Annotated in this window: 20 protein-coding genes and 1 tRNA gene; 13 read left to right on the top strand and 8 right to left on the bottom strand. The window is 43.6% G+C overall.

What is annotated here, in order from left to right; translation table 11 throughout:
* Nucleotides 1-54: 54 nt before the first annotated feature.
* The 4 genes from H6F41_RS14305 to H6F41_RS14290 form a co-directional block, all read right to left on the bottom strand.
* Nucleotides 55-945: an AAA family ATPase gene (locus H6F41_RS14305; RefSeq protein WP_190404146.1), complete on the bottom strand. Its 891-nt coding sequence runs from the start codon at nt 943-945 to the stop codon at nt 55-57.
* A gap of 149 nt (nt 946-1,094) precedes the next feature.
* Nucleotides 1,095-1,202: a photosystem II reaction center protein T gene (locus H6F41_RS14300; protein WP_190404145.1), complete on the bottom strand. Its 108-nt coding sequence runs from the start codon at nt 1,200-1,202 to the stop codon at nt 1,095-1,097.
* Between the two features lie 6 nt (nt 1,203-1,208).
* Nucleotides 1,209-2,735 carry a photosystem II chlorophyll-binding protein CP47 gene (gene psbB / locus H6F41_RS14295; RefSeq protein WP_190404144.1) on the bottom strand — a complete coding sequence of 509 codons (1,527 nt, stop codon included), beginning with the start codon at nt 2,733-2,735 and terminating at the stop codon, nt 1,209-1,211.
* 344 nt (nt 2,736-3,079) lie between these two features.
* Entirely contained in the window at nt 3,080-4,108 is a 1,029-nt protein-coding gene (locus H6F41_RS14290) for a glycerate kinase (protein ID WP_322095923.1), read from the bottom strand.
* A 261-nt stretch (nt 4,109-4,369) separates the two neighbouring features.
* On the opposite strand from H6F41_RS14290, the gene H6F41_RS14285 reads away from it, so the two are divergent.
* The 4 genes from H6F41_RS14285 (at nt 4,370) to H6F41_RS14270 (ending at nt 6,544) form a co-directional block, all read left to right on the top strand.
* Entirely contained in the window at nt 4,370-4,762 is a 393-nt protein-coding gene (locus H6F41_RS14285; RefSeq protein WP_190404142.1) for a hypothetical protein, read from the top strand.
* Nucleotides 4,763-4,875: 113 nt separating this feature from the next.
* The gene (locus H6F41_RS14280; protein WP_190404141.1) at nt 4,876-5,451 is read left to right on the top strand and encodes a cytochrome b/b6 domain-containing protein; all 576 of its coding nucleotides are present in this window, start codon (nt 4,876-4,878) and stop codon (nt 5,449-5,451) included.
* A 33-nt stretch (nt 5,452-5,484) separates the two neighbouring features.
* Nucleotides 5,485-6,237: a molybdopterin-dependent oxidoreductase gene (locus H6F41_RS14275; protein WP_190404140.1), complete on the top strand. Its 753-nt coding sequence runs from the start codon at nt 5,485-5,487 to the stop codon at nt 6,235-6,237.
* A gap of 112 nt (nt 6,238-6,349) precedes the next feature.
* Complete coding sequence (locus H6F41_RS14270) at nt 6,350-6,544, top strand: hypothetical protein (protein ID WP_190404139.1); 195 nt, start codon at nt 6,350-6,352, stop codon at nt 6,542-6,544.
* Between the two features lie 141 nt (nt 6,545-6,685).
* On the opposite strand, the gene H6F41_RS14265 is transcribed toward H6F41_RS14270, so the two are convergent.
* Both H6F41_RS14265 and H6F41_RS14260 read right to left on the bottom strand, forming a co-directional pair.
* Complete coding sequence (locus tag H6F41_RS14265) at nt 6,686-7,024, bottom strand: P-II family nitrogen regulator (protein ID WP_190404138.1); 339 nt, start codon at nt 7,022-7,024, stop codon at nt 6,686-6,688.
* 97 nt (nt 7,025-7,121) lie between these two features.
* The gene (locus H6F41_RS14260; protein WP_190404137.1) at nt 7,122-9,926 is read right to left on the bottom strand and encodes a cation-translocating P-type ATPase; all 2,805 of its coding nucleotides are present in this window, start codon (nt 9,924-9,926) and stop codon (nt 7,122-7,124) included.
* 105 nt (nt 9,927-10,031) lie between these two features.
* Here H6F41_RS14260 and H6F41_RS14255 point away from each other — a divergent pair, with 105 nt between their 5' ends.
* Genes H6F41_RS14255 through H6F41_RS14245 form a run of 3 tightly spaced genes read left to right on the top strand, consistent with a single transcriptional unit; the run spans nt 10,032 to nt 14,684 of the window.
* On the top strand, nt 10,032-11,126 hold the full coding sequence (locus H6F41_RS14255; protein ID WP_190404136.1) for an ATP-binding protein: 1,095 nt from the start codon (nt 10,032-10,034) through the stop codon (nt 11,124-11,126).
* 35 nt (nt 11,127-11,161) lie between these two features.
* Nucleotides 11,162-12,871 (top strand): DNA mismatch repair endonuclease MutL, encoded by a 1,710-nt coding sequence (gene mutL / locus H6F41_RS14250; protein ID WP_190404135.1) that lies wholly within the window; start codon nt 11,162-11,164, stop codon nt 12,869-12,871.
* A 55-nt stretch (nt 12,872-12,926) separates the two neighbouring features.
* Nucleotides 12,927-14,684 carry a M61 family metallopeptidase gene (locus tag H6F41_RS14245; RefSeq protein ID WP_190404134.1) on the top strand — a complete coding sequence of 586 codons (1,758 nt, stop codon included), beginning with the start codon at nt 12,927-12,929 and terminating at the stop codon, nt 14,682-14,684.
* 150 nt (nt 14,685-14,834) lie between these two features.
* On the opposite strand, the gene H6F41_RS14240 is transcribed toward H6F41_RS14245, so the two are convergent.
* Entirely contained in the window at nt 14,835-17,024 is a 2,190-nt protein-coding gene (locus H6F41_RS14240; RefSeq protein WP_190404133.1) for an EAL domain-containing protein, read from the bottom strand.
* A gap of 425 nt (nt 17,025-17,449) precedes the next feature.
* Here H6F41_RS14240 and H6F41_RS14235 point away from each other — a divergent pair, with 425 nt between their 5' ends.
* The 5 genes from H6F41_RS14235 to H6F41_RS14215 all read left to right on the top strand — a co-directional run bounded on the left by H6F41_RS14235 (nt 17,450) and on the right by H6F41_RS14215 (nt 21,646).
* Nucleotides 17,450-18,889 carry a RecQ family ATP-dependent DNA helicase gene (locus tag H6F41_RS14235; protein WP_190404132.1) on the top strand — a complete coding sequence of 480 codons (1,440 nt, stop codon included), beginning with the start codon at nt 17,450-17,452 and terminating at the stop codon, nt 18,887-18,889.
* Between the two features lie 32 nt (nt 18,890-18,921).
* Nucleotides 18,922-20,004: a DUF3474 domain-containing protein gene (locus tag H6F41_RS14230; protein WP_322095922.1), complete on the top strand. Its 1,083-nt coding sequence runs from the start codon at nt 18,922-18,924 to the stop codon at nt 20,002-20,004.
* A 212-nt stretch (nt 20,005-20,216) separates the two neighbouring features.
* Entirely contained in the window at nt 20,217-20,498 is a 282-nt protein-coding gene (gene clpS / locus H6F41_RS14225) for an ATP-dependent Clp protease adapter ClpS (RefSeq protein WP_190404131.1), read from the top strand.
* A 108-nt stretch (nt 20,499-20,606) separates the two neighbouring features.
* Nucleotides 20,607-21,473 (top strand): CPBP family intramembrane glutamic endopeptidase, encoded by an 867-nt coding sequence (locus tag H6F41_RS14220; RefSeq protein ID WP_322095921.1) that lies wholly within the window; start codon nt 20,607-20,609, stop codon nt 21,471-21,473.
* A 91-nt stretch (nt 21,474-21,564) separates the two neighbouring features.
* Nucleotides 21,565-21,646 (top strand) — tRNA-Tyr (locus tag H6F41_RS14215).
* A gap of 45 nt (nt 21,647-21,691) precedes the next feature.
* Here H6F41_RS14215 and rsmA read toward each other — a convergent pair.
* Entirely contained in the window at nt 21,692-22,519 is an 828-nt protein-coding gene (rsmA, locus tag H6F41_RS14210) for a 16S rRNA (adenine(1518)-N(6)/adenine(1519)-N(6))-dimethyltransferase RsmA (RefSeq protein WP_190404130.1), read from the bottom strand.
* 124 nt (nt 22,520-22,643) lie between these two features.
* Here rsmA and H6F41_RS19035 point away from each other — a divergent pair, with 124 nt between their 5' ends.
* Entirely contained in the window at nt 22,644-23,234 is a 591-nt protein-coding gene (locus H6F41_RS19035) for a GNAT family N-acetyltransferase (RefSeq protein WP_190404129.1), read from the top strand.
* Nucleotides 23,235-23,402: the final 168 nt, after the last annotated feature.

Here is a 23,402-nt window from a genome sequence, read left to right as displayed (position 1 = left end):
CTGTGGCGCACGCGCAGCGTGCGCCACAGCTTCTTGGGTTTTAATTATGTCTACTTAATGCATATTTCCCACAGGCATATATTCTTGGATGAGATTGCGCTGACTGACACGATCGCCTTCGGCTAATAGGCGATCGCCAGCCTCCTTGAGAGTTCTCAAATCAAAACTGGGTGGACGAAATTCGGGTAAAGACTCAGTGCTATTCACCAACCGTAACGACAAACGATCTAAACCAATTTCATAGACAAACTTCCGCACTTGCTCATCATACAAACTCGATCGCAGAGAACCAAAGAAATCAATCGAGCGATCGGGATACATATCCACCAGCCGCTCAATTTCCCATTGCGGAACATTATCGGGCGCAAAAATACCACTGACAATACCAATGCGGTCACTGCGATCGGGTTGCCAATAAAATTTTTCCATGCGTCCATCACGTACCAATGGTGCATATAAAGTTGAAAAGTCATTTCCCGTCACAATGATCGGTACGCGCCTGATCGGATTGCTGTCATAGCTTCCGGGAAGCTGCACATTCGTGGGGTTATCCGCAATATTCATCAAAGTAGCATTGACTAACTGTGTATTCACCGTATATTGCGTCGTGCTATCAACTCGCCCTGCCCCCGCATCGAGATCGTTAATTAATAAAGCACACATCTTGCCCCGCACTTTGACCAATTCTGATGCCTCACGATAGCGCATTCTAATTAATCGCGCAGGATCACCAGCATCAGGGCTTTCTAATTCACCACCTGACATTCTGATCGGATCAATACCTAATTTCTGAAAAGCCAATTCACACTGAAATGACTTACCTTCCCCTTTACCGCCATGAATACCCAGAATAAGTGGCACATTTACATTGGGCAGCTTCATGAAATTCTTAGCTAAATGTACCGCAAGTTTATCCAAAAAGCGAGGCGAAATGTAATAAGACATACAGAATAACTTTGATGACTATTAGCAATTTACACTACAAGTCTTAGAAATACCCAAAATAAGAAGGGGCAATTTATGAATTGCCACTTCTTATTTTGGGAAGAATAAATAAAAAAGCCCGCCTAGGCGGGCTTTTTTATTGTTAGGACTTACTTCTTGTCTTTGGTGATGACCTTAGGAGGTTCACGGAAGAAGATTGCAAAGAAGAACAAACCAATCAAACAAGCGAAAATTAAAGTGTAAGTAATAGCTTCCATTGGATCTTATGCCTCAACACGGGTAGTTTTATCGCCAAGCTTTTGGAAAGCACCCCATTCAACTTGCTCTTCGCTGAGTTCTGGGTCAACACCAGCAAACACATCACGGAACAAGGTACGAGCGCCATGCCAAATATGACCGAAGAAGAAGAACAGTGCAAATACTGCATGTCCAAAGGTGAACCAACCACGAGGGCTAGTACGGAATACACCGTCAGAATTATTCTTTTCTTGATCGAATTCAAAGATTTCGCCGAGCTGAGCTTGACGAGCATACTTCTTAACGTTAGGCGCATCAGTGAAGGTTTTACCATTCAACGCACCGCCAACGAAGGATACAGTTACGCCTGTTTGCTCAACACTGTACTTAGATTCAGCGCGACGGAAAGGAATATCAGCGCGAACTACGCCATCTTGGTCTTGGAGAACGACAGGGAAAGTTTCAAAGAAGTTAGGCAAGCGACGAACGCTAAGTTCACGACCATCACCATCTTTGAAAATTGGATGTCCTTGCCAACCTTGGGCAATACCATCACCATTGTTCATTGGTCCAACGCGGAACAAACCACCTTTAGCAGGGCTGTTACCAACGTAGTCATAGAAAGCTAATTTGTCAGGAATCTTTGACCAAGCTTCTTCAGCACTCAATCCAGCATTCAAGCCAGTTTGGACACGGCGAGAAATTTCTTGTTGGAAAGAGTTGCTATCCCATTGATAACGGGTAGGGCCAAACAACTCGATCGGAGTTGCTGCGGAGCCGTACCACATGGTTCCAGCGACAACGAAGGCAGCGAAGAATACAGCAGCAATACTGCTAGATAGTACGGTTTCGATGTTACCCATACGCAGAGCCTTGTATAGACGCTCTGGGGGACGCACGGTCAAGTGGAATAGACCAGCAATGATACCGACGATACCTGCGGCGATGTGGTGAGCCACAATACCACCAGCATTGAAGGGGTTAAATCCATTGGGACCCCATTCAGGTGCAACGGGGGCAACGTGACCAGTCAATCCGTAAGCGTCGGATACCCACATGCCAGGGCCGAAAAGCCCTGTTTGGTGGAATGCACCGAAACCAAAGCAGAGTAAACCAGAGAGAAATAGGTGAATACCGAACATTTTAGGCAAGTCCAAAGCTGGCTCACCTGTGCGAGGATCTCTGAATAGCTCAAGATCCCAGTTTACCCAGTGCCAAATCGCAGCAAGGAAGAGTAAACCAGAGAGAACGATGTGCGCTAGTGCAACACCTTCAAATGACCAGAATCCGGGGTCAGCTACTTGTTCGCCAGTGATTGTCCAGCCGCTCCAAGAGTTTGTGATTCCTAGTCGGGTCATAAAGGGCATGACAAACATACCTTGCCGCCACATGGGGTTAAGTACGGGGTCACTGGGGTCAAAAATTGCTAGCTCATAAAGTGCCATCGAGCCTGCCCACCCTGCTACGAGAGCAGTGTGCATCAGGTGAGTGGCGATTAATCTTCCTGGGTCGTTCAGGAGAACTGTATGCACTCGATACCAGGGTAATCCCATTGCAAATGTTCCTTAATCTATGTAGTGAGTAAGATCTTAACGATTCTTAATTTTAATTTATGATAATTGATCCTGAGTTAGGTCGCTACTCAAAATACTGAAAGTAGTATGAGTACATACCTGATTCAGAATTGCCAAATCAGTCTAGTTATTTTATTTGTAACATCATAATAAACTATTCCTTCCGATTGATGGCGATAAAACCCCAAAATCTGTTTTTTGAAAGCCCGCCGTTGGTGGGCTTTCAAAAAACAGATTTTGGATAAAAACGCAATAGAGTGACGGCGCGAAGCGCCGCCACTCTATATTTAGCTAGCTATAGCTAGAGGCGATTTAAGGGGCAATTATTTTTTGCCGTAAATCCTGATCGGTAAATGCGATCGCGATATTTCGATGACTAAATCAGCGCAAGAGCTAGGGGCATAGCGATCAATCATACGAGGCATAAATAATTCAGGATGGAGCGCTTTCCAACAATATTCAACAAATTGGGTGATTTCTTGGTCATTCATCCCTGATTTGCCTGATGCAATTAATTTATGTTCAGCTTCGATTCGCCACTCTAAACTGTAAGTGTAATCTTCGGGAACAATTACGATCAGGCTATCGATATATTCCCAGAGAGGTAGATAATTATCGAGATTAGCGTTACATTCAAGGGCAAATTCGCGATCGCACTCTGTCAAAATTGGTGGCACAAAAGTACGAAACGCCGAAATTGGCAGAGGACGCATCCCGACAAACCAACCTTCAAAGAGGACAATATCTGCACCGTCGGAAATTTCGGGTTCGATGCGATCACCCGCGCCGTTATGTAGTGACTTATCAAAGCGCGGGATGGCAATGGGCTGAGTTTGAGCGATATTGCGATCGCGTAAATGTCTTAAGGTCTGTATACCTAAATCGAGGTCATGGGTACTGGGGGGGCCACGCCAAATCATTTCAGGTTGGCGTTCGCGCAATTTTTGACGCTCGGCATAGGTTTTATAAAAATCATCAAGGGAAATACTCAAAAAAGTTTTGCCAAGGTGTCGTAACAAGATCTTCAGGACAATGCCCAAGGTGGTTTTTCCAGTACCTTGTCCGCCTAGCAAACCTTGGATAAAGGTTCGTCCGAGGGCTTGTTGCTGCGCGGCAAGGCTTTGGGCAAGTGGGAGCCAATAGTGCCAAAGCATTGGCATAACTAGATCGGGAGGATCAATGCAGATATTGTGCTCAATGAGACTTTGCGAAATTTCTGGATATAGCGATCGTAGTAATTGCGATCGCTGCTCAATTATTTGTTCAACATCAATTTTGCTGCTAATGAAATATGAATAAAATTTATTTTTTCGTTCTATTGTCGCTAATAATTCACTATCATTGGCGGACACCCCAAAACCTCCAACGATTAGTTCAAAAATTCTTATAGGTACACTTTTAAGCATTTCCTTGTCCAATCAGGGTTATACATGATTTGAGCCATAATTTAGATATACAGATTACAAATTTACAAAAATTTAGCTATTAATTAATCATTACTTAACCTAGAATTAACGACGTGAGTAATTATACGCAAGCTCCTCCACAAAAACTGCGTATAACTGCTGACAATCAAACTAGTCAAATCCATTACCAAACAGACAAAGCTACATATGAACTTGAAAGCTCTTTTGATCGTTGCCGGCCTTAGTTTATCTGCTGGACTAGTTTCCTGCGCTACTGAAACAACTACTCCTAAATCTACTCCCGCCGCAACTTCTACTCCTGCCGCAACTTCTGCGCCTGCTGTAACCCCTGCTGCAACTCCTGATGCTGCTAAGGACAAGGCTGCAACCGATGCTAAGCCTGCTGATGCCACCAAGCCTGCTGACACAACCGCAACCCCTGCTGCAACTCCTGATGCTGCTAAGGACAAGGCTGCAACCGATGCTAAGCCTGCTGATGCCACCAAGCCTGCTGACACAACCGCAACTCCTGCTGCAACTCCTGATGCTGCTGCAACTCCTGCGGCTACCCCTGCTGATGCTACCAAAAAGGCTCAGTAGTCTTTTGAATTAAACTTTCAAAAAAGAGGCGATGCATTGCATCGCCTCTTTTTTATGCTTTTTTATTTAATTTATTCGGCTAGAATCGAGGCAAATATTGCCAAATAAAAGCTATGCGATTGCCCACTCAAACCCGAACCGCCAAAATTTTTCACTGGGTTAGCTTAGTCAGCCTATTTTTGATGATTACCAGTGGTTTACAGATTTACAATGCCAATCCTGTGTTTGGGGGGCGTGCAGGTATTCATATTCCCGCAATTTTGGGACTAGGGGGCTGGTTGGCAGGGGGAAGGCATTGGCACTTTGCCTCAATGTGGATTTTTACGCTGAATTTAGGTTGGTATGGTGTGTATGTGTTGCTGACGCGACGATGGCAACATCGATATGTTAGTGGCAAAGATATCAAAGCCTTGGCGACTAGCCACAATCAAAAACGCAAAAACTATGCTTGGCATCGCCTCGTTTATACATTGCTAATTCCGATTTTGCTGTTGTCGATTTATTCGGGGCTAGGCATGTATAAGCCTGCTCAGTTTTATTGGATTGTTGATAGCTTTGGTGGTTGGGATGCACTACGAATTACGCACTTTATGGCAGTGCCAATCACATTAGTCTTAGCGGCGATTCATTCGCAGTTGGGGCGCAAAGTGGGCGATGATCGCTTGCTAGATTCAATGTTTTGGCAATAATTTCACCTCTGGACACCTCTATAAATTTAATTCATGTCACAAGAACCTGACCCACAGCATCAATCAAATCTTGAATCAACGGTTGAACTTGATGAGACTGAACAACTACCACGGCGGCGCTTTCTCAATTTGGCAGGTGCGGGGCTACTGACGATTGGGTTTGGGAGTCTCGCAGAGAGTGTCGTCGGTGGTTTGTCGGAGCCACTCAACCAACGGGTCGAGTCATTGATCTTTAAGCCTCAGCAACCAGTACCAGAATTTCCGACTAGTGCGATTGAGCCAGATAAGTTGATTGTGAATAGTTTCCGAGGTACGCCTGCGATCGCAAATGAAAACTATCATCTCACCATCGATGGGGAAGTAAATAATCCTCTCAGTCTGAGCATGAAAGATTTACAAAAATTACCCTTTACAGAGATGGTGATTCGTCATGTTTGTGTGGAGGGATGGGCAGCGATTGTGCAGTGGGGTGGAGTGCGACTGCGGGATTTGCTGGCGATTGCCGAGCCATTAGAGCAAGTTAAATATGTCTACTTTTATTCAGCAGATGGCTATTACGAAAGTTGGGATCTTGATTCTGTGATGCACCCACAAACTTTGATGGCATATCAAAAAAATGGTGAAGCTTTAACCCCAGAATATGGTGCTCCTTTGCGATTAGCATCACCGATCAAACTTGGCTACAAATTAAGTAAGTGGGTGACGCGCATCCAGCTCACGAGTGTGTTGGGGCAGAAACGCGGCTATTGGGAAGATCTTGGCTATGAATGGTATGCAGGTTTGTAGCTATCGCCAGTAATTGTTAACTTTTGTGTTATGTTCAACAGCAAGGATGAGTAAAAGTAATAAAAAACGAGCAATGTTCATCCTAATTTTGAGACCAGATTAGGGAGAATGTATGCGTTTAATTTTTACGCCAAGTTTTAATCAATTTCAGATTATTAATTCCACTCAAGCTTGGTCTTTGTTTCTCACAGGTTGTAAAAAAGATGATTCACTGGGTAAAAATCCGATGATGGGCAAGTATGTAACCGTCGCACTCTTAGGGGCAATGATTGCCCAAGTTGTAGAGGCTATTTTGTCGGCATCTTAAACTACAGAATATGAGTGACGGCGCAAAGGCCGCCACTCGTATTACGACAATGAAAATGCTGCAAGGCAGCACAGCCATATTAAAAGAGTCAGCACATAGTGCTGACTCTTTTAATATGGCTGTGTAGTGATTACAGAGGATTTAGACTGCTTCTAAATCTTTTTCACCAGTACGAATACGGATAATTCGTTCTACAGGAGATACGAAAATCTTACCATCGCCAATCTCGCCAGTACGAGCGGCATTGATTACTTTTTCGACAACCATATCAACTTGATCATCTTCGATGACAATCTCAATCTTGAGCTTTTGGAGAAACTCAACGGTGTACTCAGAGCCACGATAGCGCTCTGTTTGTCCCTTTTGACGACCAAAACCGCGTACTTCTGATACCGTCATACCGACTACGCCAGCATTTACCAGCGCAATTTTGACTTCATCAAGCTTGAATGGACGAATGATTGCTTCAACCTTTTTCAAATTAACTCCTCCACTGATTCTTGAACTTTAATACACTTGATTCGCTACCCAAATTTGTAGCCTAGCATACTTTTTAGGATTGTCATTCAGTTTGGTACTAGGATTGACGTTGCCACATCCACCAACGAATTACCAATTTCTCCAATTCTATCCAAACAAACATCAATGTGCTGAATCCAAAACAAACTGCTAATTCGGTGGCAGTGAGCAAATGTGTGCCGAAGAAAACACGGAAGGGTTCGACATAAATCAGCACCATTTGCAAAACCGTAGTCATAATCACCGATCCCCAAACATAGAGGTTAGTCATTGGGTTTAATTCGATGGTTAGCTGCGTGTTAGAACGAATTGCGATCGCATGACCCATTTGGGCGATACAGAGAGTTGTAAACACCATCGTTGTCCAGCGTTCAGGAGCATACGTACCACCAAAGGTATGGGTTGTTGTGTAACCCTCCGCCCAAACCATCATTGCGATCGTGATGATGGCCAACATGATCCCGATTCTGACCATGTACATGCCCATCCCTCTAGCAAAAATATTTTCGCGGGGATCAACAGGTGGAGTTTGCATGACATTAGGTTCGGCTGGTTCGACTGCCAGTGCGAGCGCTGGCAAACCATCGGTGACCAAATTCATCCACAAAATTTGCAGCGGCAGTAGAGGTACGGTCAGTCCCATTAAGGGGGCAGCCGCGATAGTTATTACTTCGCCGATATTACTACCGAGAATATACTTGATGAAGCGGCGGATATTGGTGTATACCACCCGACCTTCCTCAGTTGCCGCGACAATGGTCGCGAAGTTATCATCCAGCAGAATCATGTCACTGGCTTCTTTAGAGACATCAGTACCAGTGATGCCCATCGCAATCCCGATATCCGCTTGCTTGAGCGCAGGGGCATCATTCACGCCATCGCCTGTCATTGCCACAAATTGATGCTGCCTTTGCAAAGATTGGACGATTCGCAGTTTATGTTCAGGAGAGACGCGAGCATAGACGTTTACCTGATTAACTTCATGGTCTAGGTCAGCCGCACTCATTTTCTCTAGTTCACGTCCTGTGAGAACATGATCGCCTTCTCTGGCAATACCTAAATCTACAGCGATCGCTTTAGCCGTAAGCTGATGATCACCTGTAATCATCACAGGACGGATGCCAGCTTCACGGCACCTCTTCACAGCTTCGCGGACTTCGGGACGTGGCGCGTCAAACATGCCAACTAGCCCCACCCAAGTAAGATTACTTTCGTCATTGATCGTAATTCCATCCTCAGGAAGTTCATTGAGATTGCGATAAGCAAATCCCAACACCCGCAAACCTCTACTGGCAAGCTCATTGTTTTGCGCGAGTACATGTTGACGCTGTTCACCAGATAGCTCATGGATTTGGTCTCCAATTTGAATGTGAGTACAGCATTCTAGGGTTAGTTCGGGTGAACCTTTACAGAACAACACATGTCCGCCATATTCACCTTGAACCAAGACGCTCATGCGTTTGCGTTCTGAGGAGAAAGGAACCTCAAAGATACGTGGCATCCGATGCTGCCATTCTGAGGCTTCACAACCACCTTTGGCGGCGAGAACTAGCAATGCCCCTTCTGTGGGGTCGCCGATGATGATCCATTCACCATTTTTTTGCTGCAAGATCGCGTCGTTGCAAAATACGCAAGCCATTAACAATTGTTGAACTTCAGGAATGTTGTTAACGGCAAATGCAGGATCAGTATTTGAGCTTCCCAAAATACTAAATTCACCAGTCGGCGCATAGCCATGACCTGTCACTTGCAGGGAGTGCAATCCAGTCCGAATACCCTGCACTACCATTTTATTTTGGGTAAGCGTGCCTGTTTTGTCAGAGCAGATTGTGGTTACAGAACCAAGGGTCTCGACAGCGGGTAAACGACGAATCAGGGCATTGCGTTTGACCATCCTTTGCGTTCCGAGTGCAAGGGTAACGGTAACCACCGCAGGTAAGCCCTCAGGTACTACCGCCACTGCCATACTCAGGGAAGTCTCAAGCAGCTCACCAAAAGCACCTGTGCCTTTGCTGATTACGCCAACAATCACGACTAGAGCTACCAAGACTAAAGAACCGCTTACCAACACATTCCCTAGCTGCGTCATTCTTTGTTGTAGGGGCGTATCTTCATTTTCGACATCTTGCAAGAGGGTGGCGATTTTTCCTAATTCGGTCAGCATCCCTGTTTTAGTGACTACCACCTTGGCACGTCCCTGCACCACTTCCGTACCCTGATATACGCAATTAAGGCGATCGCCAAGACTGGCATCTTCTTCTAAGAGCAACTTGGCATCCTTACTGACAGCCTCGGCTTCCCCTGTTAATGCCGATTCCCGCACTTGCAAGTTCTGTTCTTCGAGCAATCTGCCATCGGCGGCAACCTGCACCCCTGCCTCTAGCAACATGATGTCTCCCGGTACAAGCTCTTTGCCATTAATTTCGCTAATGTTGCCATTACGAATTACCCGTACTTTTGGCGAAGACATGCGCTTGAGGGCTGCAAGAGCTTTTTCCGCATTGGTTTCCTGCATGTAACCCAAAATGCCATTGAGCAACACAATCGAAAAAATTGCGACAGCATCTTTAGGAAATTCGGGGATTGGTTTGGTGAGCGCGAGAATTGCTGAGACAACTGCTACTGCCATCAACATGACTAGCATGATGTTAGTAAACTGGTCGATAAAGATTCGCAGTGAAGATCTGCCTGCTTTTTCGATTAGCTCATTAGCGCCATAGCGTTCAAATCTTGCTGATACTTCTTGGTTCGTAATGCCTTGATTGGGATCACTTTCTAGTAAGTCCAGCACCTCCTCAGCACTAAAGGTATGCCAACGGGCGATCGATGAGGCAGGAGTAACATCTTTTGTCTCAATTGCCATGAATTTTTGCAGGTAAACGGTTAAAACTATAATACTAAAAAATAGTGCTAGCTTCTTTAAAGAATCTTGAAGTCTCACCATCGCGATTTGCGATACAATTTCGCCATGAGCAACAATCCCTTTTTGCCCCAACGATTAGTGGGCAGACAAACAGAATTAACGCAAATTAGTCAAATTTTGTCGGCAGATGGCGATTTACTAATCGCAGGGGTGGCGAGAAGTGGAAGGAGAACTTTAGTGAAATGGGCGGCTCAAAAGGCGGGGGCAAAGGTGATTACTCTCGATTGTCTAAGGGCAACCGATGGGAATCGTTTTTTACAGTTGCTTGCAGAAAGTCTGCTCAATACTTTTGATCGGGAGGAAGAGTTATTAAAACTGCAGGATTTACTCATCGATCAGCCGATTACTTTTGATCTCAAGTCTAAACCTCGGATGACTTGGAAGTTATCTTCCGCAGGAATTTGGAATTTATTTGGGAAGCTATTGGGGTTGCCGCAACAGCTTGCCGAATGGCTAGACTGTCGAGTTGCCATCGTTCTACATAATTTCACGCATATTCGCTCATGGGATCGTAAGGGGGAATGGGAAGAATATTTGCGGCGAGAAATTAGGATGCAAAGTCGGGTTAGTTATATCTTGATCGCCACTGTGCCTGAGCCTTGGATGCATAAACTGAGTTTACATGTGGTGGAGTTGCCTCCCCTCGGTAACGATGAGCTATGCGAGTGGATGGAACCGATGATGCAAGCAAAAGGTTTAAGATTTGATGTGCCCACCATGGCTTTAAAGCTATTTACGGAATATATTCAAGGAAATTTGAGCGATGCGATCGCCTTAATTCGACGAATTTGGCTGGATTATTTAACCTGTAAAAACAAAGAAGATTGTGAATTTATAATTCAGGCACAGCATGTGCATCAAAGCATGTTAGCTCTGATTGAAGATCTTGCTCCGACTTTTGAATCTTTGATTATGCTATTGCCCCCAACACAGGTGAGGGTCTTGGAAAGTTTAGCGATCGATCCGACTGTTAGCCCCCATAGTCGGGAATATATCCAGAAGCATCAGCTTTCTAAGGGAGGGAGTTTGCAGGGAGCACTGGATAGTTTAGAGCAGAAAGGGTTGGTCTATGGCGCAAAGTATGGCTATCGGATTGCCTTACCGACATTGCAATTTTGGTTAAAGCAGCGCTTGGGCTAAGCTGGATTAAAGCTCGATTCAATCGCGATCGTACTATGCAAAATATCCACACATTGCCTATTGAAGTTGTGCATCTCATCGCCGCAGGTGAGGTGATTGACTCCTTGGCGGCAGTGGTGCGAGAGCTGTCCGAAAATGCCATTGATGCGAAGGCAAATAGAATTGTCATAACAATCTCGACAGATACGCTATCTGTACAGGTGAGTGATAATGGCAGCGGCATGGCGATCGACGATTTGGCGCAGTCTGCGACACCGCACACAACCAGTAAAATTAATGATGCTGCAGATTTACAGCAGATTCAGAGTTTAGGCTTTCGGGGGGAAGCGCTCTATAGTCTTGCCCAGCTTGCTGATTTGAGTATTTGTAGCCGCCCAAGGTTAGAGCCAGTGGGCTATCAGGCTAACTATGATCAGCATGGCAATTTACCTAACAGTCCTAAAGTTGTGGCGATTGCAGTGGGAACGATTGTCTCAGTTCGCAATTTATTTGCACGCTATCCCAATCGTTTGCAATCCTTGCCGAGCATTTCGCAGCAGGTTCGCAAGGTGCAGTTACAGATTCACCAAATTGCGATCGCAAATCCGCAAGTTAATTGGCAGGTGCATCTGGATGGGAAGGAATGGATGACGATTTGGGCTGGGGAAAATGCTAGTGAAATTTTGCCGCAGATTGTTAGTGCAATTCAGCCTTATGATTTGGTGTTTAAAGAATTTGCCCTCATCTCCCAACCCCTTCTCCCATTAGGGGAGAAGGGGGGCAAGACTATTACTCCCCTCTCCCAGTCAGGGAGAGAGGCTGGGGGTGAGGGGATATCCATCACTCTGGGGCTGCCCGATCACCTATCCCGTCGTCGTCCTGATTGGGTGAAAATAGTTCTCAATGGCAGAATGATTAATTTCCCTGAATTAGAGCAGACGATTCTGACGAGTCTAGAGAGAACTTTACCGCGTAATCGCTTTCCTGTATGTATTGTGAATTTGAACTTGCGCTGCGATCGCATTGATTGGAATCGTCACCCTGCCAAGGCTGAAGCCTATATTCAGGATCTTGGGGAAATCCAAACAATAATCAAAGATAGCATTACAGCAGCTTTAAAAATCCCTGAACCCAGTGCTGGCGTTTATACGAGCGTCACCAATGATTTATTGAGAGCGGCGGAACGGAAAACCTCCTATTTAATTCCTGCAAAGCGCGAAAATTTTAATCAGACTAATGCTTCATTAAAGGCGATCGCACAGGTTTTAGACACTTATATTTTGGCGGAACATGCTGGCGGTTTGTGGTTGGTCGAACAGCATGTTGCCCATGAGCGGGTTCTCTTTGAAAAAATTGAAATGCAGTGGCAGATTGTTGCGATTAAGCAGCCAATTTTATTAAAGAATATTGCTCAGGATGGAGTAGAGCGTTTGCAAGCATTGGGGCTAGATATAGAAGCCTTTGGGCATGGACTTTGGGCAGTGCGATCGCTCCCAGAACTTTTAATTGGATATGAAGATTGTGCGGTGATTTTGCAAGAGATGAGTCAACAGGATGATCCGACTATGGCGAGAGCTACTGCTGCCTGTCGGACTGCGATTCGTAACGGTACAAAATTAGATTTAAATACAATTCGCGATTTGCTCTGGCAATGGCAACAAACTCGTAATCCCCATACTTGCCCTCATGGTCGCCCCATCTGTTTGGCGATAGATGAATCAGATCTCGCCCGTTTCTTTCGCCGCAATTGGATTGTTGGCAAATAAAAGCGTGGTGATCGCTATAATTACAGAAGTTTTGCGATCGCAGGTTTAGCCAAAGATGAGTAGTGTAGAAAATCCTCCTAATAGCCAGTTTATCTACCGCATATCAATTCCTGAGCCAGAAAATCATTTATTACATGTCGAACTTGCGATCGCAGATTGGCAAAATGCAACCCTTGACCTCAAGTTACCCGTCTGGACTCCCGGCTCTTACCTAGTTCGTGAATATGCCAAACATCTCCAAGACTTAGCGGTGACAGATGCGACGGGAAAAAGTATCCCATGGCAAAAGGTTAGTAAAAACCATTGGCAAATCAACTGTGGCGAGCAATCAAGTAATTCCAAAGGTTCTGTAATTACGGTTCGCTATCGCATTTTTTGTAATGAACTAACAGTCAGAACCAATCATATCGACAGTACCCATGCTTTCTTCACAGGTGCGGCGGTATTTATGTATATTCCTGAACATCAGCAGCAACCCTATCAAGTCGAAATTATTGATTTAAAAGAAGATTGGCAAGTGGCGACGGCTCTGCCCAAGCTAGCTGCCAATACTTTCTATGCCAAGGATTTTGACACTTTAGTTGATAGTCCCTTCGAGATTGGGGTACATCAACAATATGAATTTACGGTACTTGATAAGCAGCACCGTTTGATTGTTTGGGGACAACACAATGCTGACATGCAGCGCATGATTAAGGATACTGCTGCCATCGTGGCAACAGAAGCGCAAATGTTTGGTGGACTGCCTTACGATCATTACGACTTCATTTTGCACAGTAGTAATGGATATGGAGGTCTAGAGCATAAGGACTGTACGGTGCTGCTGTATAACCGTCTAGGGTTTCATAAACAAGAAAGCTATCTCCAATTTATGAATCTGGTTGCTCATGAGTTCTTCCATACATGGAATGTAAAACGCATTCGTCCTCAAGCCCTCGAAAAATTTGATTATGATCAGGAAAATTACACCAGCTCCCTATGGTTTAGCGAAGGCACAACCAGTTACTATGACCAAATTTTCCCACTCCGCGCGGGGCTGTATGATGCTAAGCATTATTTGAAACTGGTTAATAAGAGCATTACGCGATTGCAAACTAGCTTTGGTCGTCATGTCCAGTCCCTCTATGAATCAAGTTTTGACACATGGATTAAACTCTATCGGCCTGATCCAAACACCCACAATAGCCAAATTTCCTACTATCTCAAGGGCGAATTAGTCTCAATGCTCTTGGATTTACTAATTCGAGCGCAGACTAATAATTTGCGATCGCTAGATCGAGTTATGCAAATCATGTGGGAGCGGTTTGGTAAAAATGAAATTGGCTTTAGCGAAGCCGAACTCCATGAAGTGATTGCTAGTGTGGCAGGTATTGATCTGTCACAATTCTGGAATGACTATCTGTATGGAACCAAAGAACTGGACTATAACTATTATTTAGAACCCTTCGGTCTGGAATTACGCATTGCTTGCTCAGATGTTCCATTTACGGGTATGGCTCTCAAGTCCAAAAATGGGTTGGCAGAAGTGGAAAAGATTGAATTTGCCTCACCAGCGCAAAAAGCAGGTATTAGCACAGGGGATATCATTCTTGCGATCGCAGATATTCGGGTCACTGCTGAAACCTTGAATGAGCGGCTCCGTGATTTTGCTGTAGGCGATACGATCGCTGTGACCATCTTCCATCAGGACTTGTTACGCACCGTTGAGCTAACTTTGCAAGAGCCAGTGGCTAGCCAATTTGAACTAATCCAGATCGCTAATGCCTCACCGAATCAAGACGTAAATTTACGATCGTGGCTAAACATCAAGTAATAAAACCTATGGCGCGTGCGCCACAGGTTTTGTTTCCAAATGAATGCATTACAGAAAGTAGGGGCAATTCATGAATTACTCCTACTTTTTTGTGCCATGCTCAACTGAAAACCGCAATACTTTAGAGCTTCGTACCGCAGCGCCACAAATTTATTCGGTGTTTTTTCTAGGTTTACTGGGTTTGGTCTCCCCTTGAGATCTCAACAATGCCTCAATATCATCCTTAGGCAAAGCCTTGTGATAAAAATAGCCCTGAATATGATCGCAACCTAGTACCCGCAGCAGATCGACCTGTTCCTGTGTTTCCACACCCTCGGCAACGACCTTCAGCTTTAAGCTATGGGACAAATTGATAATTGAAGATACGATGGCACGATCTTGCTCATTGTGCGTGATATTTTCAATAAACATCCGATCAATTTTCAATGTTTGCACAGGCAAATTCTTGAGATATCCAAGGGATGAATAACCAGTACCAAAATCATCAATTGATAGTTGAATTCCCATCTCTCGGAATTGATGTAGTAACGCAACTTTCTCCGCCACATTATCCATCATGATGCCTTCAGTAATTTCTAACTCTAGATAATGTGGATCGATCTGTGTTTCTTCTAACAACTGCTTTAGATAGGCTAAAAAATCTTTTTGCTGAAGTTGCTTAATCGATAAATTTACCCCAATCTTAATCGGCGGCAATCCCATTTTTTGCCACTCAACCGACTGTAGACAGGTCTGACGCAGTACCCAATTACCAATTGTGATAATTAGTCCTGTTTCTTCAGCAAGGGGAATAAATTTGCTAGGAGGAATTGAACCAAGAGAGACATGCTTCCAACGCAGTAATACCTCCATGCCGACAATCAATCCTGTATTGAGCGCAATTTGCGGCTGATAATAGGTAACTAACTCATTATTTTCAATTGCTCGACGGAGGTTATTCTCCATCGATAGCTTTTTGAAACTTTGCTCTTGCATATTTGGAACATAGAACTGAAAGCTGTTTTGTCCTGAAGCTTTTGCCCTATACATTGCCATATCTGCACTATGAATTAATTTATCCACGTCGGTACTATGATCGGGATAGATGCTAACACCAATACAGGTAGTGATATGTAATTCATGACCATCACAATTAAAAGGCATTGTCAAAGACTGAATCATTAATTCGACAAATTGGATAACGGCATCAGTGGAATCTATTTCCTTCGCAATAATCGCAAATTCATCGGCTCCCCAACGCACAATCAGCTCTTCTTGCCTTAAAATTGCCTTTAATCGGTCACTCACAGCTTTAAGCAACAGATCGCCCACATTATGACCTAGAGAATCATTGATTAATTTAAAGCGATCAATATCAAGAAATAAAATTGCAAACTGTTGAGTCTTATCAACTAATTTATCAATGAAATCAATTAAATGTTCGTAAAGATATTTCCGATTGGGAAGTCCCGTTAATGTATCATGGTGGATTTGATAGGAAATAACTGCTTCGGCTTGTTTTTGTTTGGTGACATCAGAAATATGTAAACGAATTAATCGATTCCAAGGCATAAAGTAAATAACTTCTTCAAATACTCTGGCATTGAAATTTACCTCGCGAATAAAAAACTTGGCGCTTAAGTCTAGCAATGGAACTAGTTGTAATAATAAATCTTTTAATAAATAATGATTGGCGCGTAAATTTTCTATCTCAGGAAATTGTCGTAATGCCGTAGGATTAAGATATAAAATTTCTCCCACCAAATTTACATCAATGATTGCTTGTAAGCTTAACTCTGGTGAGGAGACAAATTGATTAACATTTTTATAAATATGCGGCGGTAAGTCTTGATCGAGAACATTTATTAATGGAGAAATCTGGCAAGTAGTCTGATCGTCATTACTTAGTGTGATTGCTGATATATTCTTAGGTGCAGCATTTATTGCATAAACGTTATTCTTAACATTATCAATTGTAGCAATATTGCTAATATTACTAATTACTTGATATGTCGCTTTAGTATCTTTGCTAAAAGTAATTTCATCGCCATGGGATAAGATGTGCGAATATCGTTTTTTACCATTTACTAATATTCCATTGGTACTACGATGTCCATCAATTAAGCCGTCGATGATCCTAAAGAAGCAGGATGTATTTTTAGAAGTAATTGCTAATAGAGTTGCATGTTTGCGAGACACGAAATTAGAACGCAGGACAATCATATTCTCTAGGCTACGCCCCAGAGAATAGGTCATATTATTGTGAAGAAGAAAATTGCGAAACCCTTGGGGATCTTCAACCGTGAGTACGTGATGAAGGATCTGTTTAATATCAAGAGTGGAGGACTCTTCTTGGCTCACCTGAATGATTTCCCTTTAACAATTTGACGTGACAGTGACCCGCCCTTATTTAAACTAGCACCTTTGTTCAAAGCCTCAGACATCACTATGGATATTCTGACAGGGTTTTGTGCTATTAATTAATGCAATTTTTATAAGAGCTTGATGGGAGAGCGTATTTTCTCAATTTGAAAATTACTACACTAGTATTAATTATTTAATTATACAAAATAGCTTTATGACTATCGTCATCTGGCTCACATTTCTAGAACTGTGGGCATTGTGTAGTGATTTTTTAAGATCTATTTCATTACTTTTTAAGTCTAGAACTAAAAATCATTACCATATTGCCAGTCAAATCACAATTTAAGAATAAAAAGTCAAAAGTAGCTGAGATTTATGTACATAATTAATATGCTCGCTAGTTTAACAATTTTTTAAGTCCAATGGCAGAAATCCCCAAGGAATGGGCAATTGCAAAACAGACGTTTCAGAAAATTTGGGGATATGAAGATCTGCGACCATCTCAGCGTGAAGTTGTTTTTAACTTGTTGCGAGGGCAAGATAGTCTCGCCATCATGGCGACGGGTGGTGGCAAGTCAATCTGTTTTCAGTTGCCTGCGCTACTTGATACAGGCTTAACCCTCGTTATATCGCCTTTGTTAGCGTTAATGGAGGATCAGGTGCAGGATTTACGATCGCGAAATTTGCCTGCCGCCTGTTTACATAGCAATCAATCTCAAACAGAACGTCGGTGCATCTTGCAAAATTTAGCCAAGATCCGCTTGCTATATATTTCGCCAGAAACTCTTTTGAGTCCGCCCGTGTGGGAAAGGCTTTGCGATCGCAATTTAAAAATTACAGGACTAATGCTTGATGAAGCCCATTGTTTAGTGCAGTGGGGTGATTCATTTCGTCCTAGCTATCGCCGCTTAGGGGCAGTCCGCTCGGCACTAATGGCACACAAACCATCGGATCATCCGCATATTGCCCTTGCTGCCTTTACCGCCACTGCCGATCGCCAAACAACGGTAGAATTACAAACCTGTTTACAGTTAGAAAATCCCCAAATAGTCAGAACTAGTCCCCATCGCCCTAATTTAAATTTACAAATTGCGATCGCATGGACACCCGCAGGACGCAAATCACGACTGTTAAAATTTATTGGCGATCGTCAAGGTCAATCAGGTTTAATTTATGTGCGTAGCCGTCGTGATGCGGAGATGTTAGCCACTTGGTTACAAGAAAATTCGTTTAAAACCGCCGCCTATCATGCAGGTTTGCCACCCCAAGAACGTCGCTATATGGAGCAGCAATGGCTGACCAATCAATATCCTTTTGTGATCTGCACATCGGCATTTGGTCTCGGTATTAACAAGCCCGACACTCGTTGGGTATGCCATTTTCATCCTCCTCTAACTCTTTCCGAATATATTCAAGAAATTGGGCGAGCAGGACGAGACGATAAACCCGCCGAAGCCTTGATGCTAGTCAGTGAGCCGACAGGTTTACTCGATGATAGCGATCGTCAAAGGGTAAATTTTTTCCTTCAGCAACAACAAAAAATCCAACAACAAGCTTTCACCATCCTGTCCAAATTACCTCGCCAAGGTAAATTTGCCGAAATTTCGCGATTACATCCCGATGCTGCAATCGCTTTAGGGCTAATGCACAGAGTGGGCTACCTCACATGGCATACACCCTTTGACTATGAAATCCATAACTTGCCGAAGCAATTGTCTGATCTAAAAATAAAATGCGAAGATCAAACTGCGATCGCAAAAATGCAAGCTTATACTCGACTAAAAGGTAATCGCTGGGCTTTTTTACTTGATAACTTTGGTTTTGAGGAAGAATCCAAGTTACTGCTAGAATCTAGAAGTTAACTTAATTTTTCTTAACAACAGGGAAATAATACGTGTCGTCTACGACTATCCATCGGATCAATCTTGATAACCCTCTGACTGATAACTCTTCAATATCACAAACTGAACTTCCGTTTACTTTTCAAGATATCAAAGGAGCTATTCCTGCTGAATGTTTCGTTCCTAGTGTATGGCGCTCGCTCGCCTATTTTTTTGCCGATGCCGCGATTATTGTCGGACTCTACGCCGCCGCCGTTTATCTTGATGCATGGTGGTTTTACCCAATTTTTTGGTTTGCAACGGGGACAATGTTTTGGGCTTTCTTCGTAGTTGGTCACGACTGCGGACATGGTTCTTTCTCACGCATCAAATGGCTTAATAACTTAATCGGACACCTCACCCATATTCCGATTCTTGTTCCCTATCATGGCTGGAGAATCAGCCACCGCACCCATCACCAAAACACAGGCAACATCGACACCGACGAAAGTTGGTATCCTGTCACCGAAAGCCAATACAAAGCAATGGATTGGCTTGGGAAATTCATTCGCTTTGACGCACTATTATTTGCTTATCCCCTTTATCTATTTAAGCGTTCTCCTGCCCGTCCCACAGCTTCGCACTTCGTTCCCAATAACGATCTTTTCCGCGAATCGGAAACAACCGATATTCTGACTAGTAGTATTCTCTGGACTGCCATGGTTGCCTTCTTAGGTTGGCTTGGTTTTACCTACGGATTTCTGTTTCTATTTAAGCTTTATATCGTTCCCTACCTCATCTTTGTAGTATGGCTCGATCTCGTCACTTATCTACACCACACCGAGGCTGATATTCCTTGGTATCGTGGCAAAGACTGGTATTTCTTAAAGGGAGCGCTTTCCACAATTGATCGTGACTATGGCATCTTCAACGATATTCATCACAATATCGGTACTCATGTCGCCCATCACATCTTTATTGGAATCCCTCACTACCATCTCAAAACGGCAACAGAAGCTATTAAGCCAGTTTTAGGTAGCTATTATCGCGTTTCCAATGTTCCAATCTGGAAAGCATTTTTTACTTCTCAAAAAGCCTGTAAGTTCGTCCCCGATTCTGGAACTGGTGTATATTACACCGAAGGGAATAGCATTTAATATTTCTAAAAGAGGGTTGCGGCGCAACTCTCTTTTGGGAAATAGGTCATAAAAAAGAAGCTTGGTGTAGGCTTCTTTTTTTGTGAGCGATCTGTCTGCTTCACATTTTTTGGGTTCGTAATTATAATGTAAGTGACAACTAAGTATTATTACTGTCTTGGTTTTGAAATTAATCTTAGATTAAAAAACTTTGCTGGAGGCAAACTACACATATGTCTACTGAAACAATAAGTCGTCCTGAAGTCATACGCAAAATTGCACCAAGATATCGAGTTTTATTACATAACGATGACTACAACTCTATGGAGTATGTCGTTGAAAGCTTAATGCAAGTCGTAAATGGTCTTACGCAACCACAGGCAGTGGATATTATGATGGCTGCCCATGCTAGTGGATGTGCGCTCGTAATTACCTGTGTCCAAGAACATGCCGAATTCTATTGTGAAGGGTTACAAAGCAAGGGATTAACTAGCACGATCGAACCAGAATCATAATCTAGGCAGTAAAGGCATTGTCGTGCAAAGCGTGATAACGCCCTACTCCTTGAATTAATAAGAACAGGTAGGATTGTTGTTAGCAAATCCTACCTGTTCTTTTTTATTGTGAATCTCGATCGATTAAATTCTTACCCTGCCCCAATTCGGATCATTCTATTTCTGTTAACCCTCCTTGCATTGTGGCTACCAATCGCAGCGCCCATGTATCTGATTTGGGGGGAATTGGTGGGCGTAGCTCTGACAATTTTGTTGTATTGCGGATTTTTAGGTTTGATTTGGTTTTGGGGGCGCAAAATTGCTAAATACTCACATCCTTACCGTTATTACGGATTATCTTTTACCCGTAGAAATGGGCTAGATTTCTTATTGGGATTGGGTTTAGGTTGCCTCACCCTGATCATTTTCTTTGGCTTGCAAGTGATTCTCGGTTGGCTAGCGATCCAAACCGTAACTTGGCAGCAACCTTTGCCCGATGACCTCTTACCAGCAGTTGGTGTGTATTTTGTCGATTGGCAAGGTGCAATCCTACCAGGATTATTAACTTCGATTGGAATTGGATTTGCGGAAGAACTATTGTTTCGGGGTTGGGTGCTATCGGAGCTAGAGCGTGATTATTCTCAAAAAAACTCTTTAATCATTTGTAGTTTTGTATTTGCGATTCTACATTTCATCAAGCCTTTAGATGCGATCTTGGCAACATGGAGTCAATTTTTGGGGCTATTCATTATGAGTATGACTTTGGTACTAGCCCGCCGTCGATGTCATGACCGACTAGGTATTTCGATTGGTTTGCATGGAGGCTTAGTTTGGTGCTACTACATCGTTAATACTACCCACTGGCTCAAGCCCACAGGCGCAGTGCCTGAGTGGGTGACGGGCATCCATGGTAATCCGATCGCAGGTGTAATTGGCATTATCTTTTTAATTGCGATCGCAATTGGTTTTCGCAATCCCCGCCAGACCAAATCATGAGTTATCAATCTTTTTTGACTTTCTTGGAAATAAGTATTGCAAGTGGCGCAATAAGTGTATATAGTTAGATTCGCTTGGAAAAACAAGCAAAGGGTCGATGCCCGAGTGGTTAATGGGGGCGGACTGTAAATCCGCTGGCTACGCCTACGCTGGTTCAAATCCAGCTCGGCCCATCTCAATAAGAAATAAAAAAGCAACCGCCATTGACGGTTGCTTTTTTATGATTTGGACTTGATGATCGCTTCACTAAGCGCAACCCACTGGGCAACATCGAGATCTTCAGCTCGTACCTGACCATTGATGCCCATAGACTCTAAAATTTGCACCAATTGATCACGATCGATCTCTGAGACTAAGTTATTGCGTAACATCTTGCGCTTGGTGGCAAATCCAAGAGTAATCAGACGTTCTAAAAATTTAGGATCACTCGCAGTTTTAACTGGTGGACGTGGAATAATTCTCACTACCGCCGAGTTTACCTTCGGTGGTGGATAAAAGGCAGTAGCAGGAACATCACAGATAAATTGACATTCTGCCAAATATTGGATTCTGACACTGAGAGCGCTGTAGGCCTTGTGTCCCGCTTTGGCTGCAAGGCGATCGCCGATTTCCTTCTGCACAAGCAAAACAATCTGCTCAAATTGCTGTACAGGTTCAGCCAGAGTTCCCAATAGTTTTTTGAGAATTTCCCCTGTGATGTTGTAGGGAATATTGGCAATAACTTTGTTCGTGTTTGGCGGCAGGGGGATATCGAGAATACTACCTTCAATCAGTTCAAAGTTTTTCTGAGTCATGTTTTTACGCAGCTTTTCGCAAAGATCGCGGTCAATCTCCACAGCCGTCAGTGACTCTACCAAGGGCAGCAGCAACCGAGTCAGATTGGCAGTCCCCGGCCCAATCTCTAAAATGCGATCGCAAGGTTGTAACTGTCCTGCCCGCACAATTTTTTTGAGGACATCATCACTCCGCAACCAATGTTGTCCAAATTGTTTGCGTGGACGGATAGCTTTACTGGGAACATAAATCGGTTGGTCAGAGTTGGGCATTGCGATCGCTTGCTAGAATAACGGAGTCAATTTATCTGGGCTAATTACATAGGTTATTATCCCTAGATAGCGATAATAACTTGAGATTGCCAAAATTATTTTTGCTAAGTAGTTAGCGCTGCATGTGCCAAGCCCATCTTCTTTGTTTCCGATCCGCCAAGCTAACTCTGGAGATGTCAGCCATGTGTCCTACATCTTGACTGAGAGCTTTTACCGCAATAGCGATCGCCCCATCAATTTCTTGCAGCGTTGTTTTGTTGACTTAGCCTATCCGCTCTTGCGCTATGGGATTATGCTCGACCTCAATAGTCGTCTTGGTGATAAAGTGCCTTGCTATGCCTGTCTAGTGGCAACTAATCCCGTCAATAAATCCCAAGCGATTGCCACCCTAGAAATCTGTATGCGTTATGTCCCTGTCAAAACAAAACGAGACTTTTGGTCTGGTCGGGATATGCAGCAACATCCTTATATTTACAATTTAGCTGTACATCCACAATGGCGACGACAGGGTGTGGCACAGCAACTATTGCTATCTGCCGAGCAAACTGTACGACAGTGGGGATTTGGTCGCTTATATATGCATGTATTAGAAGACAATCACCCCGCCCGCAGTTTGTATCATCGGATTGGCTATCGCCTGCATAGTCATGAAGGTATTGTCAATTATTGGTTATTGGGGCAGCCCAGACGACTATTGCTCCAGAAGAGATTTTGATGGCATCGTATTTTTCCCAGCGCTATAGCCACGCAAGTTTTACTTAGGATATAAAACCAGAAGCGAATTGCGCCGCAACTCGCTTCTGGTTTTATATTTAATTTCACCTAGTCACTTAAAAATTGAGATCAAGTTACAATGTTGATCTGATGCAGTAATTTAGATCTA

The sequence above is a fragment of the Pseudanabaena mucicola FACHB-723 genome (assembly GCF_014696385.1).
Taxonomy (GTDB): Bacteria; Cyanobacteriota; Cyanobacteriia; order Pseudanabaenales; family Pseudanabaenaceae; genus Pseudanabaena.
The sequence above is the reverse complement of the archived record's forward strand: the minus strand, read 5'-3'. Positions and strand labels throughout refer to the sequence as shown.